Raw genomic sequence first — 21,358 nt, 5'->3', positions numbered from 1 at the left:
AACGAGCTCTCTGTGACCCACTCCTTCGACACGCGCGCCATCCACGACGGCCAGGCCTTCGACCCCACCACCGGCGCCGTGGTCCCGCCGATCTACCAGACGTCGACGTTCGTCCAGGACGGCATCGGCGGCTTCCGGGGCGGATACGAGTACGGGCGTTCGGCCAACCCGACCCGCGACTCGCTGCAGACCGTGCTCGCCAGCCTCGAGGGCGGCGCGGCGGCGTTCAGCTTCGCCTCGGGCCTCGCGGCCGAGGACGCCCTGCTGCGCGCCGTGCTCACTCCGGGCTCGCGCGTCGTGATGGGCAACGACGTCTACGGCGGCACCCACCGCCTCGTCAGCCGCGTCTGGGCACCCTGGGGAGTCACGCTCGAGACCGTCGACATGAGCGACCTCGACGCCGTCCGCGCCACGGCGCGCCCCGGCGAGACCACCGTGCTCTGGGTCGAGACGCCCAGCAACCCTCTGATGAAGATCACCGACATCGCCGGGCTCGCCGAGATCGGTCACGCCGCCGGCGCGATCGTCGTCGTCGACAACACCTTCGCCTCGCCGTACGTCCAGCAGCCCCTGGCCCTGGGCGCCGACGTCGTCGTGCACTCGACCACGAAATACCTCGGCGGGCACTCCGACACCCTCGGCGGCGCCGTCGTGGTGAACGACCAGGCGCTCGCCGAGAAGGTCGGCTTCATCCAGTTCGGCGTCGGAGCCGTCTCGGCCCCGATGGAGGCCTGGCTGACCATCCGCGGCATCAAGACGCTCGGAGTGCGGGTCGACCGTCACTCCGAGAACGCGCAGGCGATCGCCGAGGCCCTGTCCGAGCATCCCGCCATCGACCGGGTCTTCTACCCGGGTCTCGCCTCGCACCCGGGGCACGAGCTCGCTGCCCGCCAGATGAAGCGCTTCGGTGGGATGCTCAGCGTGGCGCTCGCGGGAGGGCCCTCCGCTGCCCGGACCTTCGCCGAGTCCACCGAGGTCTTCCAGCTCGCCGAGTCGCTCGGCGGAGTGGAGTCGTTGATCGGCTATCCGTCGGAGATGACGCACGCGTCGGTGAAGGGCACCGAGCTGGAAGTGCCCGAGAACGTGATCCGTCTGTCGGTCGGCATCGAGTCGGTGGACGACCTCCTGGCCGATGTCCACCAGGCTCTTTCTCGCGTGAGCTGACCCTCGTCGCGACGGCCGCCTCGTCGCGACGGCCGCCTCGGCCGTTCGCGGTGCGGTTTTCAGAAGGCCCCGATCATTCGATCGGGGCCTTTCTGCATGAGAAATATTGAATAAACACGCCTCGATGCTCTACCCTGTATTGATATGTCACATCACAGGGAGTAGAGACATGACTGTTCTGCAGCTGGGCCCGGCCGGCCCGACCGAGGTCACGCCGACAGGGCTCGCGGCGGGCTCGCGAGCGGGCGAGCTCGCCAAGCGCGTCGTCGACATCGCCGGTTCCGTCATCGGCCTGCTCCTGCTCCTTCCGCTCCTCGTCGTCATCGGCCTCGCCGTGATCGCGGACGGCTCGGGGTCGCCCCTCTATCGCCAGACCCGAGTGGGGCGCGGCGGCCGCCCGTTCCGCATCGTCAAGTTCCGCTCGATGCAGTGCGACGCCGACACGCGCACCGACGTCCTCGAGGCCGACCACGACGCCGACGGTCCGCTCTTCAAGCTCGCCGCGGATCCGCGAGTCACGCGCGTCGGCCGAGTCCTCCGTCGGTACTCGCTCGACGAGCTCCCGCAGCTCTGGAACGTCCTGCGTGGCGACATGAGCCTCGTCGGGCCCCGCCCGGCCCTGCAGACCGAAGTCGACGGTTACTGCCCCCGGGCGCTCCGCCGCCTCGAGGTCCTCCCCGGAATGACCGGTCCGTGGCAGGTCGGCGGCCGCTGCACCCTCAGCTGGCAGGCCGGCCTCGATCTCGACCTCCATTACGTCGACCACCGCAACCTCCGGTACGACACCCTCCTCCTCGTCCAGACCGTCCGGGCCGTCGTCCGGCCGGTCGGCGCGTACTGACCCTCCGTCCCGACCCGAAAGCTCCCGCATGCCCTCGACTCCCGATGTCGTCCCCGCGACCCGGTCCCGTTCCCGTCGTGCCCGGCGCGATCGCCGCCGCCGCAAGCGTCTGATCGTCGCCCTCGTCTCCGCAGGCACCCTCGTGGTACTCCTCGGCTGCGTCGTCGGTGGTGCGGCGCTCCTCTGGCACCGGACGATCGGATCCCATCTCACCGTCATCCCCGATTCGGTGGCCTTCCCCGACGAGAAGGGCCGACCCGCCGCCTCGACCGACGGCTCGAAGAACGTCCTGCTGCTGGGCTCCGACTCCCGTCTCGAACCCGACGAGCACGACCTGACGGCGAAGGGCGACCAGCGATCCGACGTCATGATGCTCGCGCACGTGCCGGCCGACGGCAGCGGCGTGCAGATCGCCTCGCTGATGCGCGACCTCTACGTCCCCGTCCCCGGCCACGGCCAGGCCAAGATCAACGCGGCGCTCGCCTGGGGCGGTACGGCCCTGAGCATCGCCACCGTCGAGGGGCTCCTCGACACGCGCATCGACCATGTCGCCGTCATCGACTTCACCGGGTTGGCGGACATGACCACGGCGCTCGGAGGGGTCTGGGTCGACAACAAGGTCCCCTTCACGCGGGCCGACGAGTACGACACCGCCGGGCGCTACTTCGCCGCGGGGCCGATCAAGCTGGAAGGCGCCGGGGCCCTCTCCTTCGTCCGCGAACGGAAGGCCTTCCCGACCGGCGACTACCAGCGCGTCCGCAACCAACAACTCCTGCTGAAGGGCATGCTCGACCGTGCCATCAGCCGCGACGTCCTGGCCGATCCGTCCGCGCTCGCTTCGTTCGCGACCGAGACGTCCAAGAGCGTCACGGTCGACGCGGGGTTCTCCCTGCCGGCCATGGCCTCGCTCGCCTGGGGCCTGCGCGGAATCGACTCCGCCGACATCGACTTCTTCACCCTACCCACGGCGGGAACGGGCTCGTCACCCGACGGGCAGTCGATCGTCGAGGTCGACTCCGAGGCGGTCGCTCGGCTGAAGGCGGCACTCGCCTCCGACGAGGTGGGCGCCTTCGCGGCGTCGCTCTCGAAAGGCGACTCGGGCAGCCGCTAGAGGTCGGCTCAGTCCCACCAGATCGGCAACAGCTGCACGATGTTGTCGACGAGGGCCTTGCGGCTCGAGCGCTTGCCGGTCAGCCACTTCTCGATCACGCCGACGAGCCCGTGGGCGATGAAGCCGGCGGCCAGGGCCGTCGAGATGCCCTCGGGCAGATCGCCGGCGCGATACGACTCGAAATGCGCGAGCGACGACTCCTCGAAATGGCTCGCGAGGGCGCGATGCGTCGAGGCGTCGAGGGGATCCGGCAACGCCAGGCGGTAGATGTCGCGGTACTTGACCACGTGGTCGACGACGCGCTCCATGCCCTTGCGGGTGATGGCCGTCCCATCGAGAGATCCGGCCTCGCGGAGCTCGAAGTCGGCCCGGCGGATCTCGTCGAGCTCGGGAGTGAGGACGTCCGTGAGCAGGGCTCCGGGCGAGGTGGCGTGGCTGTAGAAGGTGGCCCGGTTGATGCCGGCGGCTCGGGTCACGTCGGCGACGGTGATGGCCGACACGGGAGTCACCGAGGCCAGCTCGACGATGGCCGCGTGAAGCGACTTCGTCGTCTGAACGATGCGGGCGTCGACCATGGTTCCTCCTGAAGCGAGCGTTCTCACCGAGCCTAGACCGCCGCCGACGGTTGGTCCGGCAGGCGACGGGTGTCACTTGCGGCGACGGGAGGGTGTCGCGGACCGCCCGGGGATCCTAGGCTGACGCCATGAGCGATGCAGTCGACGCAGCCCGGGTCCGAGCCGAAGCCGCGGTCGCCGCCGCGCAGGCCGCGAAGGCGGAGGCCGACGCAGCCCTCGAGAGGGCGATGAGCGTCGCCGCCGAGGCGAGTGCGGCCGCGGAGGCTGCGGCCGCGGAGGCGAGTGCGGCCTCGGAGGCTGCCGCGACGGTCGCCGCCGCCGTGCCGGGCGAGGCCGCCACGACCACGTCCGGCCCGCTCGGGGAGGCGGACGTGGCGACCATCCGCAGCGGGTACGCCTTCGCCGGGCCTGCCATCGAGGTGGGCGCGCTCGTCAACGGCGACGCGCTCGCGGACGTGCCGGTGCGCATCCCCCTGGCCATGATGAACCGGCACGGACTGGTGGCCGGCGCGACCGGTACCGGCAAGACCAAGACGCTGCAGGTGCTCGCCGAGCAGCTCTCCGCGCAGGGCGTGCCCGTGTTCGCCGCCGACATGAAGGGCGATCTCTCCGGGCTGGCGACGCCGGGGGAGTCGAGCGAGAAGCTCCTGGAGCGGACCCGCGGCATCGGTCAGGAGTGGAGCGCCCAGGCGGCTCCGACCGAGTACTTCGCCCTCGGAGGGATCGGGACGGGCATCCCCGTCCGGGCCACCGTGTCGGGTTTCGGATCGCTCCTCCTCAGCAAGGTGCTGGGGCTCAACGCCACCCAGGAGTCGAGCCTCGGCCTGGTGTTCCACTACGCGGAGAAGGCCGGGCTGGCCCTCCTCGACCTGAGCGACCTCCGGGCCGTGCTGACCTTTCTGACGAGCGACGACGGCAAGGCCGAGTTGGCAGAGTTGGGCGGACTGAGCCCGGCGACGGTGGGCGTGATCCTGCGCGAGCTCATCACGTTCGCCGATCAGGGCGCCGACCAGTTCTTCGGCGAGCCCGAGATCGACACGAGTGTGTTCCTCCGGACCGCGGCCGACGGACGAGGCATCGTCAGCCTCCTCGAACTGCCCGGAGTCGCGCAGCAGCCGGCCCTGTTCTCGACCTTCCTGATGTGGCTGCTCGCCGACCTCTACAACGACCTGCCCGAGGTGGGCGACCTCGACAAGCCCAAGCTCGTCTTCTTCTTCGACGAGGCGCATCTGCTCTTCACCGGGGCGTCGAAGGACTTCGTCGCCTCCATCACGCAGACCGTACGGCTCATCCGGTCGAAGGGCGTCGGCATCGTGTTCGTCACGCAGACCCCGAAAGACGTGCCCAGCGAGGTCCTCGCCCAACTCGGATCGCGGATCCAGCACCAGTTGCGGGCCTTCACACCGGATGACGCGAAGGCGCTCAAGGCGACCGTCTCGACTTACCCGTCGAGCGGGTACCGGCTGGCGGAGGTGCTCACGCAACTGGCCACGGGCGAGGCGATCGTCACCGTCATGAACGAGAAGGGCGCTCCCAGCCCGGTCGCCTGGACCCGGCTGCGGGCGCCGCAGGGCTCGATGTCGCCGACGCCGGCCGCCGCCATGACCGCGACCGTGCAGGCCTCGCCGCTGTTCGCGACGTACGGGACGCCCATCGACCGGGAGTCCGCTCGTGAGATCCTCACCGCGAAGCTCGAGGCCGCCGCTGCAGCCGAACAAGAGCGCGGCGACGCCGAGGCCCGCGAGAAGGAGGCGGCCGAGCAGGCCAAGCTCGACGCCGCCCGGCTGAAGGCCGAGCAGACGGCTGCGACGGCTGCCGAGAAGGAGCGGGCGAAGGCGCAGGCGGAGTACGAGCGCCAGCAGCGGGAGTTCGAGAAGGCGCAGAAGGCTCAGGCGTCGCGGCAGTCGAGCGGCACGTCGCGAGCGAGGGCCTCGCAGCGGGCACCGAAGTCGGTGGTGGACGAGCTGCTCGGATCGAAGGCCAGCCGCACGATCATGACCGAGGTGGTGAAGGGCATCTTCGGCACCCTGAGGCGGCGCTGACCGGCGGCCGACGACCGCGAGTCGCGACCCGTGCCCGCGAGCCGCGAGTCGTGTTCAGACGGTGACGAGCCCTTGGACGGCCTCGACCGCGGCGATCAGGAGGACGATCGCGGCCATCACCGCCAGGGCGACGACGACCGGCTTCTCGTACCAGTAGCGAGCGGTGGGATGCACGGCGAAGTACTCTCCGCGCGTGAGCGTCTCCTCCTCGATCGTGACGTCCACGTCCAAGGCCTCGGCGAGTTCTTCGAGTCCGACCGTCGGCCAGTAGATCCCGTCGAGGCGGAAGAGCCGGCGGCCGGTGCGGTCGACGGCGAGCAGGCGCGTCAGGAACTCCGACGAGTTGTTGCGGTACACCCGGGTCAGCACGAGATCGAAGATCCGCGAGCGATCGACCCGCGTCCGCCCGAACAGGCCCTGCTTGACGAAGACCCCGTCGTGCACGGAGGCGTGGACGAGCTTGAAGCGGATGAAGACGACGGCGCAGACGGCCGTGACGACGATCTCGGCCAGCACCACCACCGGCCAGGCGTCGGAGCGATGCGTCAGCCAGAGCAGCACGCCGAACACCGGCGCCAGACTGAACGCGGCCGAGAAGATCGCGCTCCGGCCGATTCCTCGATCCGGCAGCACGCTCGTGGCGCCCTCCGCGATCCCGATTCCTGTTTCCATCAACATCCCCCTGCTCTCACACAAGACCCCTGAGTTCATCAGTACGTCGAGCATCGCGGGGCCTGCACCCCTGCGGGCCTCGCGTTGCGCTGGCATCACTGTAGGGCCGGGCGGGGGCGGCGCAATACTGCCCAGTTCGGGTGGCGAGACGGGGGGATGCGCGGGGCGGGGCCCGGGGCGTCACTCCTCGTGGGTGCCGAACATCTGGTCGCGGAGGCGGTCGATGTCGCGGCGGTCGCGCTTGGTCGGGCGTCCGGTGCCGCGGTCGCGCATCGGCACCAGGGCGCGCTCCTCGCGCGGCGGCGGGGGAGGGGTGAGGTCGGTGAGGCAGGTCGCCGCGACGGGGGCGCCGACGCGTTTGACGATGATCTTGCGCACGATCACGATCCGGTCGAAGCCCTCGATGCGGACCCGGATCTCGTCATCCGGTCGGACCGACTGGGCGGCCTTGACGCGCTCGCCGTTGACGCGGACGTGGCCGGCGCGGCAGGCGGTGGTCGCCGCCGACCGGGTCTTGTAGATGCGCACCGCCCAGAGCCAGGCGTCGACGCGTGCCGAGGTGAGGTCCGCCATGCCTCGACCCTACTTCCCGAGCGGCGGAGGCGGAGGCGCTCGCGCCAATCGCCACTGGCGCGAGAGCGCCCATGGGTACTAGCCGTGGCTCTGGGAAGGGCCCGTCCAGTAGGACGGGCCCGAACAGGAGGGATCCTCGGCGGAGAATGGGGGATTCGAACCCCCGAGGGCTTGCACCCAACACGCTTTCCAAGCGTGCGCCATAGGCCACTAGGCGAATTCTCCTGGGCGATTGCGAGCAATCGACCACGGTCGCGAACGACCTTGAGAATCCTACCGGGTCCGACGGGGTGCTGCTGAACATCCACCATGTCAGGACAAATCGCAGGATGCTCCGAGCGATCGGTTCTACAGTGGAAGCCGTGTCGACCCGCATCTACATCACGTCCGCCGAGGGCCATACCGGCAAATCCACCATCGCTCTGGGCGTGCTCGACACGCTGAGCCACGAGCTGGGCCGCGTGGGGGTGTTCCGACCGGTCGCCCGTTCGACGAGCGAGCCCGACTACGTCCTGCAACTGCTGCTCGCGCACGACAGCGTCGACCTGCCCTACGAGGACTGCATCGGCGTCACCTACGACGACGTCCACGCCGATCCCGACGCCGCTCTCGCGACCATCGTGGGGCGCTTCGCGGCAGTCGAGCGGCAGTGCGACGCGGTGGTGATCGTGGGGTCGGACTACACCGACGTCGGCAGCCCGACCGAGCTGTCGTTCAACGCCCGCATCGCGGCGAACCTCGGTGCCCCCGTGCTGCTCGTCCTCGGCGGGCGCACGGCCGACGGCGCAGCACCCCGCACCGGCGCCGACATGCGTCAGGTCGCCGAGTTGACCACGGCCGAGCTGCGCAGCGAGCACGCCAGCCTCCTGGCCGTGATCGCGAACCGGGCCGAGCCCGACCGCATCGACGAGGTCGTCGCCGGAATCGGCGAGGCGCTCGACGGCAGCCCCGAGGGGCGCGTGCCGATCTGGGCTCTGCCGGAAGACCGCGTGCTCGTCTCGCCGACCCTCCGCTCGGTCATGAAGGCGACCGAGGCACGGCTGCTCCTCGGCGACGACGCCCTGCTCGAGCGCGAAGCCGTCGGCGTCGTGGTCGCGGCCATGTCGATGGAGAACGTGTTGCCCCGCCTCACCGAGGGCGCCGTCGTCGTCGTGCCGGGCGACCGCTCCGACGTGCTGGTGGCGACGCTCCTCGCGCACAGCTCTGACACCTTCCCCTCCCTGGCCGGAATCGTCCTCAACGGCGGCTTCGACCTCGCCCCTCAGGTGGTCCGCCTCATCGGAGGCCTCGGCAGCCAGCTCCCCATCCTCTGGAGCGAGCTCGGCACCTACGACACAGCCCTCCGCATCACGCAGACCCGGGGGCGCCTGGCCGCCGACTCGCCGCTCAAGTACGACCTCGCTCTGAGTCTCTTCGAGACCCACGTCGACGCCGACGCCCTCCTGCGCCTCCTCGAGGTGAGCCCGTCGAAGGTCGTGACACCTCTGATGTTCGAGTACCAGCTCCTCGATCGGGCGCGGAGCATCCAACGTCACATCGTCCTTCCGGAGGGCGACGACGACCGCATCCTCCGGGCCGCCTCGTCGCTGCTGCAGCGCGGTGTCGCCCGCCTCACGCTCCTCGGCAACGAGTCGAGCGTGCGCGCTCGCGGGGCCGAGCTGGGGCTCGACCTGAGCGACGCGGCCGTGCTCGACCCGAACGACCACGACCTCCAGGTGAAGTTCGCCACGGAGTACGCGGCCCTCCGCGCGCACAAGGGCACGACCGTCGAGATGGCCATGGACACCGTGACCGACGTCTCGTACTTCGGCACGATGATGGTCAAGCTCGGCCTCGCCGACGGCATGGTCTCCGGCGCCAAGCACACGACCGCGCACACGATCCGGCCCGCTTTCGAGGTGATCAAGACGTCGCCCGGCGTCGGCGTCGTGTCGAGCGTGTTCCTGATGGCGCTCGCCGACCGCGTCCTGGTCTACGGCGACTGCGCCGTGATCCCCGACCCGACCGCCGAGCAGCTCGCCGACATCGCGATCTCGTCCGCCGAGACCGCGGTGCAGTTCGGCATCGAGCCCCGCATCGCCATGCTCAGCTACTCGACCGGCGACTCCGGTTCGGGCGCCGACGTCGAGAAGGTGCGGGCCGCGACGACCCTGGTGCGCGAGCGTCGCCCCGACCTGCTCGTCGAGGGGCCGATCCAGTACGACGCCGCTGCCGACCCGACCGTGGCCGCGACGAAGATGCCGGGCAGCGAGGTGGCGGGTCGCGCGACGGTCTTCATCTTCCCCGACCTCAACACGGGCAACAACACCTACAAGGCCGTGCAGCGGTCGGCGGGCGCCGTGGCGATCGGCCCGATCCTCCAGGGCCTCCGCAAGCCCATCAACGACCTCTCGCGAGGCGCTCTCGTGAGCGACATCGTCAACACCGTCGCGATCACCGCGATCCAGGCGGGCACCGAACCCGCCTCGAGCACCGAACCCACCGCGGCATCCCACCCGGTAGAAGGAGCATCCCTGTGAGCACCACCAAGGGCGCCGTCCTCGTCGTCAACTCCGGCTCGTCGTCGTTCAAGTACCAGCTGATCGACCTCGAGGGAGAGCGCACGCTGGCCTCGGGTCTCGTGGAGCGCATCGGCGAAGAGACCGGCGCCACCAAGCACAAGAACGCCGAGACGGGTCAGGAGACCTCGAACGACTCGGCGCCCATCGCCGACCACGCGGCCGGATTCGACGCCATGTTGAAGGCCTTCGAGACCAGCGGGCCCTCGTTCGACGAGCATCCCCTGATCGCCGTCGGTCACCGCGTCGTGCACGGAGGCTCCGAGTTCGACAGGGCCACGATCGTGACTCCCGAGGTCGAGAAGGCCATCGACAAGCTCTCCGCGCTGGCGCCGCTGCACAACCCGGCAAACCTCGAGGGCATCGTCGCGGCGAAGAAGGCGTTCCCCGACGCCCCGCAAGTGGCCGTGTTCGACACGGCTTTCCACCAGACCCTCGCGCCGGCCGCCTACACCTACGCGATCGACGACGAGCTGGCCCGCAAACACCAGGTGCGCCGCTACGGCTTCCACGGCACCTCGCACAAGTTCGTCTCCGAGAAGACCGCCGAGTTCCTGGGGCGGCCGCTCTCCGAGCTGAAGCTGATCGTCCTGCACATCGGGAACGGCGCCTCGGCCACCGCCATCGACGGGGGCAGGAGCATCGAGACCTCGATGGGGCTCACGCCGCTCGAGGGCCTCGTCATGGGCACCCGCTCGGGCGACGTCGACCCGGCGGTCGTCTTCCACCTGCACCGCGAAGCCGGGCTGTCGTTCGAAGAACTCGAGACCATGCTCAACAAGCGGAGCGGCCTGCTCGGCCTCACCGGCAACGGCGACATGCGCGACGTCCAAGACGCGGCGTCGAAGGGCGACGAGGTGGCCGAGGCCGCGCTCGCCGTCTACCGCCACCGGATCCGCCACTACGTCGGCGCCTACGCGGCTCAGCTCGGCGGTCTCGACGCGGTCGTGTTCACGGCCGGGGTGGGGGAGAACAACGCGCTTCTCCGTCGGCGGACCCTGCTCGGGCTCGAGTTCTTGGGAATCACGATCGACGACGACCGCAACGAACTCGGCTCGCGGGATGCCCGCTACATCTCCAAGGACGGCGCGCCGGTCGCCGTGCTCGTCGTCCCCACCGACGAAGAACTCGAGATCGCGCGGCAGGCGGCGCAGTTGGTCTGACCGCTTCCGCGTGCCGCGCGACGTATCCCGGACTCTGCGACGTGCCGCGGCACGTGGGGGAGTCCGGGATACGTCGCGCGGCGGCCGATCAGTACTTGATCGTCGCGAGCGCGTCCGAGATCGGGATCTCGCCGGACACGGCCTCGAACTGCGTGCGGACGGCCGTGCCCTCGAGGATGGCCGTCGCGACGAGCGATGCGACGTCGGCCCGGGGGATCTCTCCGGAGTCGACGCGAGTGCCGACCGTCACCGTGCCGGTGCCGGCCTCGTCGGTCAGCGTGCCGGGACGGATGATCGTCCAGTCGAAGGCCCGCTTCCGCACGTCGGCGTCGGCTTCGCTCTTCGCGCGCAGGTAGACCTGCATCACGTCGTCGTCCGCGGCGGGCAGGGTGGCGCGCGCCGGGTCGAAGTCGTCGGTGTGGATGGCCGAGATCAGGACGTACCGGCTGACGCCCGCCTTCTCGGCGGCGTCCGCCAGGAGGACGGCGCCGTCGCGGTCGATGGTGAGCTTGCGCTCGGCGCCGGACGAGCCGCCCCCGCCCGCCGCGAAGACGACGGCGTCGGCTCCGTCGAGGTGACCCGCGAGGGTGTCGACGTCGGTCTTCTCAAGGTCGAGGACGAGGGCCCTGGCCCCGGCCGCCTCGAGGTCCTTGGTGTGATCGGGGTTGCGGACGATCCCGACCGGGTCGTGCCCGGCGTCGGAAAGCTGACGTTCGAGGAGCTGGGCGATCTTGCCGTGTCCTCCGGCGATGACGATTCTCATGACTCCATCCAACACGGGTGGTCTCCACGCCCCGTGAGTGCCGCTAAACTATTCACCGGCTCCTCACGTGGCGCCATCCAGGCCAACTCCCCCAGGGCGGAAACGCAGCAAGGGCAACCGGGCTCTGGCGGGTGCGTGAGGGGTCTTTTCTTTTGGCGACACTCGTTCTGGGGGTGTCGTGGGTGACCCGAACCGTTCGTTTCTGTTTATGATCGACCTACCGGCCCCCCTCGGGGGACGGGTTGCACCCCGCAGAGACGGCTCACCATCGTCTCTCTCCTCTCACCCACCCACGTGAGAAAGGACGCGACCATGACGTCGCACACCAGGATCAGGAACCAGGCCACGAGCCTCCGGCTGTACGCGCTGTCGCGACGCAGTCCGAGAGGTCGGCCGCACAGACCCTAGACGGTCGGGCGCTCTCGGGACGATCAGGCGTTCTCGAGGCCCGGCCGGCAAGCCACGCGGGATGCACGACCCACCACCGTGCATCCCGCCCCCTCTTCGAAGGCCTCCGCCTCTCGGACCGCCGAACCTCCGCCTCACCAGCACCGGAACGGCTCCACCGCACGACCGCACCACCGCCTCGACTCACCCGCGAGGCGCAGCACGACACCCCCTCGAAGTCACCACTCGGGAGGGTCCGGATCAGGGGCAGGCATCGCCTGTCGGAAAGAGGCATCATGCCGAACAAGGGGACCAGGGCTGCATTCTTCGGACGTCGTCCGTGGCTGAAGCTCGGCGCAGCGACCGTCGTGGGGGCCGTCATCGCGGCGTCCGCCGTCATTCCGGCCCAGGCCGCTCCGATCACGACCGACACGAGTCAGGCCGAGGGCGTGCTCGTCTCCGGTGCCGGTCTCGTCAACCCCGCGATCGTGCAGCTCAAGGGCGCCTACTCGTCGACGAACCCCACGGCCTCGGCCGGCGTCGTCAGCAACCCCCTCGACCTCACGGCGCTCAGCTCGGTCGGCGTCGGTCTCGGCAACGGTGTCAACCTCCTCGGCTCCAACGGCCTGCTGACGCTCGGCGTCGTGGGCCAGTACGCGAAGACGTCCGCGACCTCCTCGACGGCGTCGTCGGGCCTCGTCGGGTCGGACGGCAGCGTCTCGATCGGCTCCGGCACCCCGGGCGGCGCCTCCACCCTGAACCTCACGCCCCTCCTGTCGAACGTCGCGGGGCTCTCGGCCATCGCGACGCAGGCGCAGCTCGACGTCGGCGCCCTCGGCTCGAGCATCACCGCCCAGCGCGGCACCAGCGTCTCCACCTCGTCGAACTACGGCATCGCGGGTGCCGACTTCTCCCTGACCAGCCCGGCGATCGCGGGGCTGTCGACCTCGCTGCAGACGACGGTCAACGGCGTGGGGACCAGCCTCAACAGTGCGATCGGCGACGCCGGTCTCGTGAACTCGCTCAACAGCGGCGTCGTCGGGCCGCTGACGTCGTCCCTCGCCCCGCTCCTCGGAAACACGCTCTCGCTCGCCGGCACCAGCACCACGGTCAGCGTCAGCGGCCTGAACCTGTCCGGCCTCGTCGCGCCCATCCTGAACACGACCTACACCTCCGGCGGCGTCACGATCTCGCCGTCGACGGGCAAGGTCGTCATCAACCTCGCGACCCTCCAGGCGCTGAACGGTCAGCCGGCCAACACGAAGCTCCTGAGCGACTCGGCCGTCCGCTCCCTCGTCAACGCCGCGATCCAGGACATCCTGGTCCGCCAGATCCCGACCGCGATCAACACGGCCGTGCAGACGGCCATCGGCAACGCCGTCCTCACGGTGAAGATCAACACGACCGCGCAGCTCATGCTGCTCGGCCTCAAGACGAACGTCGCGACGGTCGGCCTCAACGTCACGGCACCGCTCTCCTCCGTCCTCGGCGGGTCGAACACGGGCGTGGTCACCACGGCGACGGTCGGAGTCATCGGCAACCTGGTCACCCTCGACGCGAGCCAGGTCGTCGCCGCCGTCGCGCCGGTGATCACCGGCACGGTCCTGCCGCTCGTCGCCGGGGTGCTGACCCCGATCACGACTGGCGTCACCTCGACGCTGACGGCCGTGACGACTCCGGTGTCGACGCTCGTCGCCCCGGTCCTCGACCTGCTGAACCAGGTCGTCTCGCTGACGGTCAACGCGCAGGACACCACGACCGGATTCCAGGATGCCCGGGGCACCGACGCCGGGGCGAGATCCGTCCACGCACTGCGGCTGAGCATCCTCGGCGCCACAGGTCTGGCCACCGTCGATCTCGCGACGTCCACCGTCAACGCGACCACGATCACCCCCCTCACCATCGCGACGCCGACCGCCGGACAGCAGTTCACCGTCGCGACGTCGACCGCCACGCGCTCCATCACGGTGACCGGCGCCGGCGAGCCCGGCGCCACGGTCGCCGTCGACCTCGGCAGCGGCCACACCGGCACCGCCACCGTCGCGACCGACGGCACCTGGACCACCACCATCGCGGGCATCGGCGCAGCCAACAGCCCCGTGACGGCCTCCGCCGTGCAGACCTTCGGCACCGTCGTCGGTGCACCCGTCACCCGCACGTTCACCGTCGTCGCGCAGCAGCAGCTCACCATCACGAGCCCCACCGAAGGCCGCGTCTACACGGTCGTCTCGCAGGCGGCGACGACACCCGTCGTCGTCACCGGGACGGCGACCCCCGGATCGGCGATCGCCGTCAGCCTGGGCGGATCCCTGACCGGCACCGCCACGACCGGGTCCGACGGCACCTGGACCACGACGGTCCCCTCCGTCCCCGTCGCCGCCGCCTACACGATCTCCGCGACGCAGACCTCCGGAGGCGTCCAATCGGCCCCCGTGACCCGGGGGATCTCGGTCGTGGCCGGAGCTCCGCTCACCGTCACCGCACCGGCCGACAACACGACCCTCGTCGTGCCCGGCGCCACGTCGACCACGACGGTCGCCTCGACCGGCACCGCGCAGCCCGGAGCGACCGTCACGGTCGTCCTGACCACCGGCACGGCCGCTCCGATCACCGTCACGACCACGGCGCTCGCCGACGGCTCGTGGTCGGTGGGCGCCCCCGGCGTCGGCGTCGGGACCTACGGCGTCGCCGTCACCCAGACGGTGGCCGGCACGGCGTCCGACCCGATCACGCGGACCGTCACGGTGGCCGCGGCCACCCCGATCGTCATCCAGAGCCCGGTCGCGGGCGCCCAGTTCGTCGTCGCCGACTCGTCGTCGACCAGCCCCGTCACCGTCTCCGGAACGGCCCAGGCCGGAGCTCCGATCACCGTCGTGCTGAAGACCGGCATCTCGGCCTCAACCACCGCCGACCTCACCGGCAAGTGGAGCGTCGCCTTCGCCACCGTGCCCGTCGGCTCGTACACCGCCAGCGTCACGCAGACCGTCGCCGGAGCCGTTTCCGCGGCCGTCACGCAGTCGTTCGCCGTCGTGCCCGGGACGGCTCTGACCATCGCCGCCCCGGTGGCGGGCAGCACCGTCACCGTCGCTGACCCGAGCAACACCGTGCCGATCGTCGCCTCCGGGCAGGCACAGCCGAACGCCTCCGTCACGGTCACCCTCGGCTCGAGCAAGTCCGCCTCCGTGACGCGCACCGTGACGGCGAGCGGCACCGGAGCCTGGACGACCACGTTCGCCGGCGTCGCGGTCGACAGCCACACGATCACGGCCACCCAGACGGTGAACGGCACCACGTCCCTCCCCGTCACCTCGGCCTTCTCGGTCTCCGCCGGGGCCGCCGTCACGATCACCTCGCCGGCCCCCGACGCCACCGTGCTCGTCGCGGGCGCCGGCCAGGCCGCCACCGTGACCGTCACCGGCTCGGCCCAGCCGGGCGCCGACGTCGAGGTCTCGATCGGCGGCGCCACGGTCCCCGCGACCGTCGCCCCCGACGGCACCTGGACCGCGACCGTGACGAACGTCGCGATCGGCACCCCGACGATCTCGGTGACCCAGACCGTCGGCGGCACGACCTCGCCGGCCGTGACTCAGACGATCACGGTCGCCGCGGGCGCAGCGATCACGATCGATCGCCCGACGCCGAACTCGTCGGTCACCGTGCTCGGCCAGGGCGGATCGACCGACGTCGTCGTCGCCGGTCACGCACAGCCCCTGTCGGCGGTCTCCGTCGCCCTCGGCACCCAGCCCGCGCAGACCACGACGACGACAGCCTCCGGCACCTGGACGGTCACGGTCCCGGGAGTCCCGGTCGGCAGCTACCCGTTGACCGCCACGCAGACCGTGAACGGCACCTCCTCCACCACCGCGCAGCAGACGTTCACCGTCGCGGCCGGCGAGGGCATCGTCGTCACCTCGCCCGCCTCGGGCACGAGCTACCTCGTGGCCGACGCGACGCAGACGAAGGACGTGGTCGTGTCGGGAGTCGCCACCCCGGGCGCCGCCGTGCACGTCGAGCTCTCGGCCACCCTGTTCCGCGACGTCGTCGCCGCCCCCGTGACCGGTGTCTGGGACGCGACCTTCGCCGCCCTGCCCGTCGCCGGCTACACAGTCACCGCCAAGCAGACCGTCGGTCAGCTCGTGACCACCGCTCCGATGGTCGCCTTCCGCGTCGACGCCGCCGAGGCGGTCTCGATCACGTCGCCGCCCGCTGCCGGGCTCACCGTGATCGTCGCGACCGACACGTCGTCCACCACCGTCCCGATCAGCGGCGTCGCGGCTCCGGGCGCGACCGTGTCCGTGACGGTCGGGGGATCCGCTCCCCTCACCACGACCGCTCAGGCCGACGGTTCGTGGTCGGTCGTCTCGCCCTCCGAGATCGCCAGCCCGACGCCGTACGCGGTCTCCGTGACGCAGTCGATCAACGGCACCACGTCCGCTCCCGTCACCGCCTCCTTCACGATCACGGCCGGAGCGGCCTTCGCCGTCACGACCCCGATCGCGAACGCCTCGTTCCCCGTCGCCGACGCGTCGTCCCACAAGGACGTCACGGTGGGCGGCACGGGGGAGAAGGGGGCGACCGTCACGGTCGTCCTCGGCGGCAGCACCCAGACGACCACGGTCCTGCCCACCGGTCAGTGGTCCGTCCTGTTCGCGCAGGTGGCCACCGGAACCTACCCGGTGAGCTCGCAGGAGACCCTCGGCTCCACGACGTCCGCGACCGACACGCGCACCGTCTCGATCGTTCCCGGCACGCCCGTCTCCGTCACCACCCCGCCCTCGGGCACGGCGATCCCCCTCGCCGACGCCTCGGCGCAGACGCCGGTGACCTTGACCGGCCGGGGTGCCGTCGGTGCGACCGTCTCCGTGACGGTCGGCTCGGGCGCCGCGCTGCCCGCCACCGTCGACGGCTCCGGAGTCTGGACCGTCACGACGCCGGCCCTGCCCAGCGGCGGATACGTGGCCTCGATCACGCAGACCCTCGGCGGCACGACCTCCGTCCCCGTCACCTCCTCCTTCTCGCTCACTCCTGCTCCCGCTGTCACCGTCACGAGCCCCGTCGACGGCACCCGCGTCATCGTCGCGGACGCCGATCAGACCGCGACGGTCACGGTGACCGGAACGGCGGCTCCGAACTCGACCGTCCACGTGACGCTCGGCACTGCCCGGACCGTGGATCAGCCGGTCGCCGCGGACGGCACCTGGAGTGCGACGATCGCCGGCATCCCCGCCAGCGTTCCCGCCGTGCCCCTGACACTCTCCGTCACCCAGACCGTTCCGGGCACGCCGCTCGTCAGCGTCGCCACCACGTCCGAGGCCCTGACCAGCAGCATCACGGTCACCACGGGTTCCCCCCTCGTCGTGGTCGCCCCCGCCGACGGCTCGACCGTCACGGTGGCCTCCGACACGTCGACGACCGACGTCACCCTCGCCGGCACCGCCCAGCCCGGCGCCACCGTCTCGCTGACCGTGAACGACGGCACCCCCGTGATCGTCACGGCGGACGCCACGGGCAACTGGTCGACGATTCTCGCGAAGGAGCCGACCGGCCCCTACACGGTCGTCGCCACGCAGGCGCTCGCCAGCACCCCGATCGCCGGCGGAACGACGTCCGGCTCGGTGACCTCGACGTTCACGATCTCGGCCGGACGACCTCTCGTCGTCACCTCGCCGTCGGCGACCCCGTCGACGGTCGTGATCCCGACCGCGGACCTCACCACGACCATCCCCGTCACCGGGACGGCCCAGCCGGGCGCCCTCGTGACCGTCCAGCTCGAGAACGGGATCGCCGCCTCGGCCACCGCCGACGCCGGCGGCGCCTGGACCGCCAACCTGCGCCGAGTCCCGACGGGCCTGCACACGCTGGCCTTCCAGCAGACCGTCGGCACGACCACGTCGCCCGCTCAGACGCGCACCGTGACGGTCGTGAACGCGACGGCCCTCACCATCGCCACCCCGGCCTCCGGCACCGTCGTGCCGGTGTCGTCCGCGACGGCGTCCGCCGGCATTACGGTGACGGGCAGCGCGCAGCCGAACGTGCCGGTCTCCGTTTCGCTCGGTGGCACGCTCACGGCCGAGACGACGTCGACGGCGACGGGTTCGTGGACCGCCACGGTCCTCGCAGTCCCCGTCGGCACCTACACGATCTCCGCGACGCAGACCATCGGCACCGCCGTCTCGCCCGCAGTGACTCAGCCGATCACCGTCGTCCAGGCCGCAGCCGTCGTCATCGCGACCCCGGCCGCCGGGACCTCGTTCCCGGTCGCCGTCGCCGGCTCGACCGCCTCCGTCACAGTGACCGGCACCGCGCAGCCGGGCGCCGTCGTGAGCGTCGGTCTCGACGGCGGAGCCGGCGTGCCGGTGACGGCCGACGGCACCGGGGCGTGGAGCCACACCTTCCCGGCGGTCTCGACGGGGTCGCACACGATCGCCGCGAGCGAGGCCACGGCCGACGGTTCGACCACGCCCGTCACCCAGGCGTTCTCCGTCGACGTCGCGGCCGACCTGACCATCTCCACCCCGCAGTCCGCCCAGCAGTTCCAGGTGGCCCCCGGCGGCAGCACCGACGTCGTCGTCTCCGGGACCGGCCTGGCCGGCGCGAACGTCCACGTGACGCTCGACGCCTCGCGTCCCACCGACGTGACGGTCTCGGCCGCCGGCTCCTGGACGGCCACGTTCACCGGCGTCGCCATCGGCAACCACGTCGCCGAGGCGATCCAGACGGTGGGAGGCACGGACCAGTCCCCCGAGGACGTCGCGTTCTCCGTCGTCCCGACCGCCGTGCCCTCCGCTCCCGTGGTGATCACGACTCCGACCGAGGGGCTGATCATCCCGGATCTCGACGGCACCGGTCGCGTGGACGTGCCCGTCTCGGGCACCGGCCAGGCCGGCTCCTCGGTCACGGTGGATCTCGGTGACGGCTTCGTCACGACCCTCCCGGTCGCGTCCGACGGCACCTGGGCCACGACCTTCGCAGCCGTCCCCGTCGGCACCTACACGGTCGTCGTCACTCAGAAGGCCGGCAGCGTCGTCACCTCGTCCGATTCGGCGACCGTCGTCCTGACGTCGGTCACGCCGGTGGTCGTCACGCCGATCGCATCCGTCCCCGTGAGCGACCCGACCGGAGTCGCCGACGTGACCGTCTCCGGCTCGGGCCAGCCCGGCGCGACCGTGACGGTGACCCTCGGCACGTCCTCCGGGCCCGTCTCGGGGCTCACCGCCACCGGCCCCGTGGCCGCCGACGGCACCTTCTCGATCGTCGTCCCGAACGTGCCGGTCGGCACCTACACCGCCTCGGTCACCGAGCAGGTCGCCGGGGGCACCACCGCTCCGGTCACCGCGCCGGTCGCCGTCCTGGTGGCCGCGCCCCTGGTCGTCACGCCGCCCGCCGACCAGGTGGCCGGTCCTGACGGCACCGCGAGCCTGCCCGTCTCCGGCACCGGTCAGCCCGGCACGACCGTCTCCGTCCAGCTCGACGACGGCACCGCCGTCGACGTGGTCGTCGACGCGGCCGGCACCTGGCACACCACCTTCCTCCGGGTCCTGGTGGGTCGTCACCTGATCACCGTCTCCCAGACGCTGGCCGACGGCGGCGTCACCACCCTGACCGAGGACGTCACCGTCAGCGCGCCGATCCAGGCCGTCATCACCTCGCCCGTCGCCGGGCAGCAGTTCCAGGTGGTCGCGGGCGGTTCGACGAACGTCACGGTGACCGGAACCGGCCAGCCCGGTGCATCCCTCGCCCTCGTCCTCGACTCGGGCGCCCCGGCGACCGTGCCGGTGGCCGACGACGGCACCTGGACGGCCACGTTCGGCCCGGTCGGCGTCGGCGGCCACACCGTGACCGCGACCGAGACGGTGGGAGGCGCGGCCCAGACCCCCACGAGCGTCGCCTTCTCCGTCGTGCCCGTGGCCGTTCCCGTGGCCGCCGTGACCCTGAGCAGCCCCACGGCCGGCCAGGTGATCGTCGACGCCGACGGCGACGGGATCGTCTCGGTCCCGGTCAGCGGCACCGGCCAGCCCGGATCGACCATCAGGGTCGACCTCGGCAACGGCATCGGCCGCACCGTCACCGTTCCGGCCTCCGGAACGTGGTCGGTGACCGTCGACGACGTGCCGGTCGGAGCGATCACGGTGACCGCGACGCAGACCACCGACGAGACCGTGACAGGTTCGGTGACGGTCGTCCTCTCGGCCGCCTCGATCGCACCCGTCGTAATCACCGCGCCGACGGCCGGCCTGCAGATCCCGCAGGTCGACGGCACGAGCGGCGCCTCGTTCACGGCGACCGGCACCGCGGAGCCCTCGGCCACGGTGTCCGTCTTGCTCGACTCGGGAACCCCGGTCACCGTCACCGCCAGCGCTCTCGGAACCTGGATGCTCCCCCTGACCGGCCTCACCACGGCTCAGCACACGCTGACCGCGACCGAGACGGTGGGAGGCGCGACCTCCGCCCCGACGAGCGTCGCCTTCTCGGTGATCGCCGCTCCGACCCGGATGCCCATCTGGATCGCGTCGCCGCCGCAGCAGCACCTGTTCTTCGACCGCAACTCGGACGGTACCGAGAACATCACGGCGACCGGCTACGCGACTCCGCTCACGCAGGTGACGATCGCTCTCGACGAGGCGGCGCGCCCTGGCCTCGGGCAGCCGCGGGCGGTTCCCGGGGACCCCGAGATCGTGACGGTCGGGTCGGACGCCACCGGGTTCTGGACGACGCGATTCCTCCAGATCCCCTACGGGACGCACTCGTTCACCGCCTCGCAGACCATCGCGGGGATCACCGACACGACCCCGTCGCAAGTGTTCCTGGTCGCCGGAGTCACGCCGGCCACGGTGTCGTCCCCGGTGGCGGGAGCCTCGGTGGCGGCGTCGTCGAACGGCACGGCGAGCGTCCCCGTCACCGGCACCGGTGAGCCGGGAGCCACGATCGTCGTCACCCTCGCCGGAGAGTCGCAGACCGTCACGGTGGACGCGCAGGGCGACTGGACGACGACCTTCTCGGGCGTCCCGGTCGGCCAGCACAGCGTGGTCGTGACCGAGACCGTCGGCGGCTTCACCGGCGACCCGGAGACCACGGCGTTCAGCGTGCGACTCGCGGACGCCGTGACCGTCCCCACCGGCGGCGGAACCGGTCTCCCCGGCGACCCGGGAACCGGACTCCCTGGCACGGGCACGGGCACGGGCACGGGTACGGGGACCGGCACCGGCACCGGTGCGGCGACAGGATCGGGGACGACCTCACCGGCGTCCACCGGAACGACCGGCAAGGCCTCGTCGGCACCGACTTCGGTGACCGAACGGGTCCTCGCCTTCACAGGCTCGACCGCCCTCCCCCTGGCGGTCGGGGGCATCGGCATCCTCGTGCTGGGCCTCGGGATGTTGGGTGCATCCCGCGGGCTGAGCAGGATCAGGACGCGGAAGCGCTGATGCCAGTAGGGACGGCTCCCTCCTTCGGGTGTGAGGGGGCCGTCCCGTTCCTCTCTCGAGTGTCGGTGGGGCCGACTACTCTGG

At 71.1% G+C, this 21,358-nt stretch carries 11 protein-coding genes, 1 tRNA gene and 1 other RNA gene; 8 read left to right on the top strand and 5 right to left on the bottom strand.

Features of this window, described 5'->3' with window-relative positions; all coding sequences use genetic code 11:
- Positions 1–12: 12 nt before the first annotated feature.
- The 3 genes from ABEA39_RS11225 (at position 13) to ABEA39_RS11215 (ending at position 3,116) form a co-directional block, all read left to right on the top strand.
- The gene (locus ABEA39_RS11225; RefSeq protein ID WP_345375965.1) at positions 13–1,164 is read left to right on the top strand and encodes a cystathionine gamma-synthase; all 1,152 of its coding nucleotides are present in this window, start codon (positions 13–15) and stop codon (positions 1,162–1,164) included.
- A 169-nt stretch (positions 1,165–1,333) separates the two neighbouring features.
- Positions 1,334–2,005 (top strand): sugar transferase, encoded by a 672-nt coding sequence (locus tag ABEA39_RS11220; RefSeq protein WP_345375964.1) that lies wholly within the window; start codon positions 1,334–1,336, stop codon positions 2,003–2,005.
- Between the two features lie 28 nt (positions 2,006–2,033).
- Positions 2,034–3,116, top strand: a complete 1,083-nt coding sequence (locus tag ABEA39_RS11215; protein ID WP_345375963.1) for an LCP family protein — start codon at positions 2,034–2,036, stop codon at positions 3,114–3,116.
- 8 nt (positions 3,117–3,124) lie between these two features.
- Here ABEA39_RS11215 and ABEA39_RS11210 read toward each other — a convergent pair whose 3' ends face one another.
- On the bottom strand, positions 3,125–3,691 hold the full coding sequence (locus tag ABEA39_RS11210; RefSeq protein ID WP_345375962.1) for a TetR/AcrR family transcriptional regulator: 567 nt from the start codon (positions 3,689–3,691) through the stop codon (positions 3,125–3,127).
- Positions 3,692–3,819: 128 nt separating this feature from the next.
- Here ABEA39_RS11210 and ABEA39_RS11205 point away from each other — a divergent pair, with 128 nt between their 5' ends.
- Positions 3,820–5,733: a helicase HerA-like domain-containing protein gene (locus ABEA39_RS11205; protein WP_345375961.1), complete on the top strand. Its 1,914-nt coding sequence runs from the start codon at positions 3,820–3,822 to the stop codon at positions 5,731–5,733.
- A 54-nt stretch (positions 5,734–5,787) separates the two neighbouring features.
- On the opposite strand, the gene ABEA39_RS11200 is transcribed toward ABEA39_RS11205, so the two are convergent.
- The 3 genes from ABEA39_RS11200 to ABEA39_RS11190 all read right to left on the bottom strand — a co-directional run bounded on the left by ABEA39_RS11200 (position 5,788) and on the right by ABEA39_RS11190 (position 7,203).
- The gene (locus ABEA39_RS11200) at positions 5,788–6,405 is read right to left on the bottom strand and encodes a hypothetical protein (RefSeq protein ID WP_345375960.1); all 618 of its coding nucleotides are present in this window, start codon (positions 6,403–6,405) and stop codon (positions 5,788–5,790) included.
- A 180-nt stretch (positions 6,406–6,585) separates the two neighbouring features.
- Positions 6,586–6,978: an RNA-binding S4 domain-containing protein gene (locus ABEA39_RS11195; protein ID WP_345375959.1), complete on the bottom strand. Its 393-nt coding sequence runs from the start codon at positions 6,976–6,978 to the stop codon at positions 6,586–6,588.
- 140 nt (positions 6,979–7,118) lie between these two features.
- Positions 7,119–7,203, bottom strand: a tRNA-Ser gene (locus ABEA39_RS11190).
- Positions 7,204–7,340: 137 nt separating this feature from the next.
- Between ABEA39_RS11190 and pta the strand changes: the two genes are divergently transcribed.
- Both pta and ABEA39_RS11180 read left to right on the top strand, forming a co-directional pair.
- On the top strand, positions 7,341–9,497 hold the full coding sequence (gene pta, locus ABEA39_RS11185) for a phosphate acetyltransferase (RefSeq protein ID WP_345375958.1): 2,157 nt from the start codon (positions 7,341–7,343) through the stop codon (positions 9,495–9,497).
- The gene (locus ABEA39_RS11180) at positions 9,494–10,699 is read left to right on the top strand and encodes an acetate/propionate family kinase (RefSeq protein ID WP_345375957.1); all 1,206 of its coding nucleotides are present in this window, start codon (positions 9,494–9,496) and stop codon (positions 10,697–10,699) included. Before pta ends, ABEA39_RS11180 begins: the two co-directional genes overlap by 4 nt.
- An 88-nt stretch (positions 10,700–10,787) precedes the next feature.
- Here the strand turns inward: ABEA39_RS11180 and ABEA39_RS11175 are convergent, their stop codons facing one another.
- Positions 10,788–11,462 (bottom strand): SDR family oxidoreductase, encoded by a 675-nt coding sequence (locus ABEA39_RS11175; RefSeq protein WP_345375956.1) that lies wholly within the window; start codon positions 11,460–11,462, stop codon positions 10,788–10,790.
- A 54-nt stretch (positions 11,463–11,516) separates the two neighbouring features.
- On the opposite strand from ABEA39_RS11175, the gene ffs reads away from it, so the two are divergent.
- Both ffs and ABEA39_RS11165 read left to right on the top strand, forming a co-directional pair.
- Positions 11,517–11,613: signal recognition particle sRNA small type (ffs, locus tag ABEA39_RS11170), an RNA gene on the top strand.
- 532 nt (positions 11,614–12,145) lie between these two features.
- Complete coding sequence (locus ABEA39_RS11165; protein WP_345375955.1) at positions 12,146–21,274, top strand: choice-of-anchor G family protein; 9,129 nt, start codon at positions 12,146–12,148, stop codon at positions 21,272–21,274.
- Positions 21,275–21,358 lie beyond the last annotated feature (84 nt).

The sequence above is a fragment of the Frondihabitans cladoniiphilus genome (genome assembly GCF_039544345.1).
GTDB lineage: Bacteria > Actinomycetota > Actinomycetes > Actinomycetales > Microbacteriaceae > Frondihabitans > Frondihabitans cladoniiphilus.
Note: the sequence above shows the minus strand (reverse complement) of the source record. Positions and strands in the feature narration are given on the sequence as shown.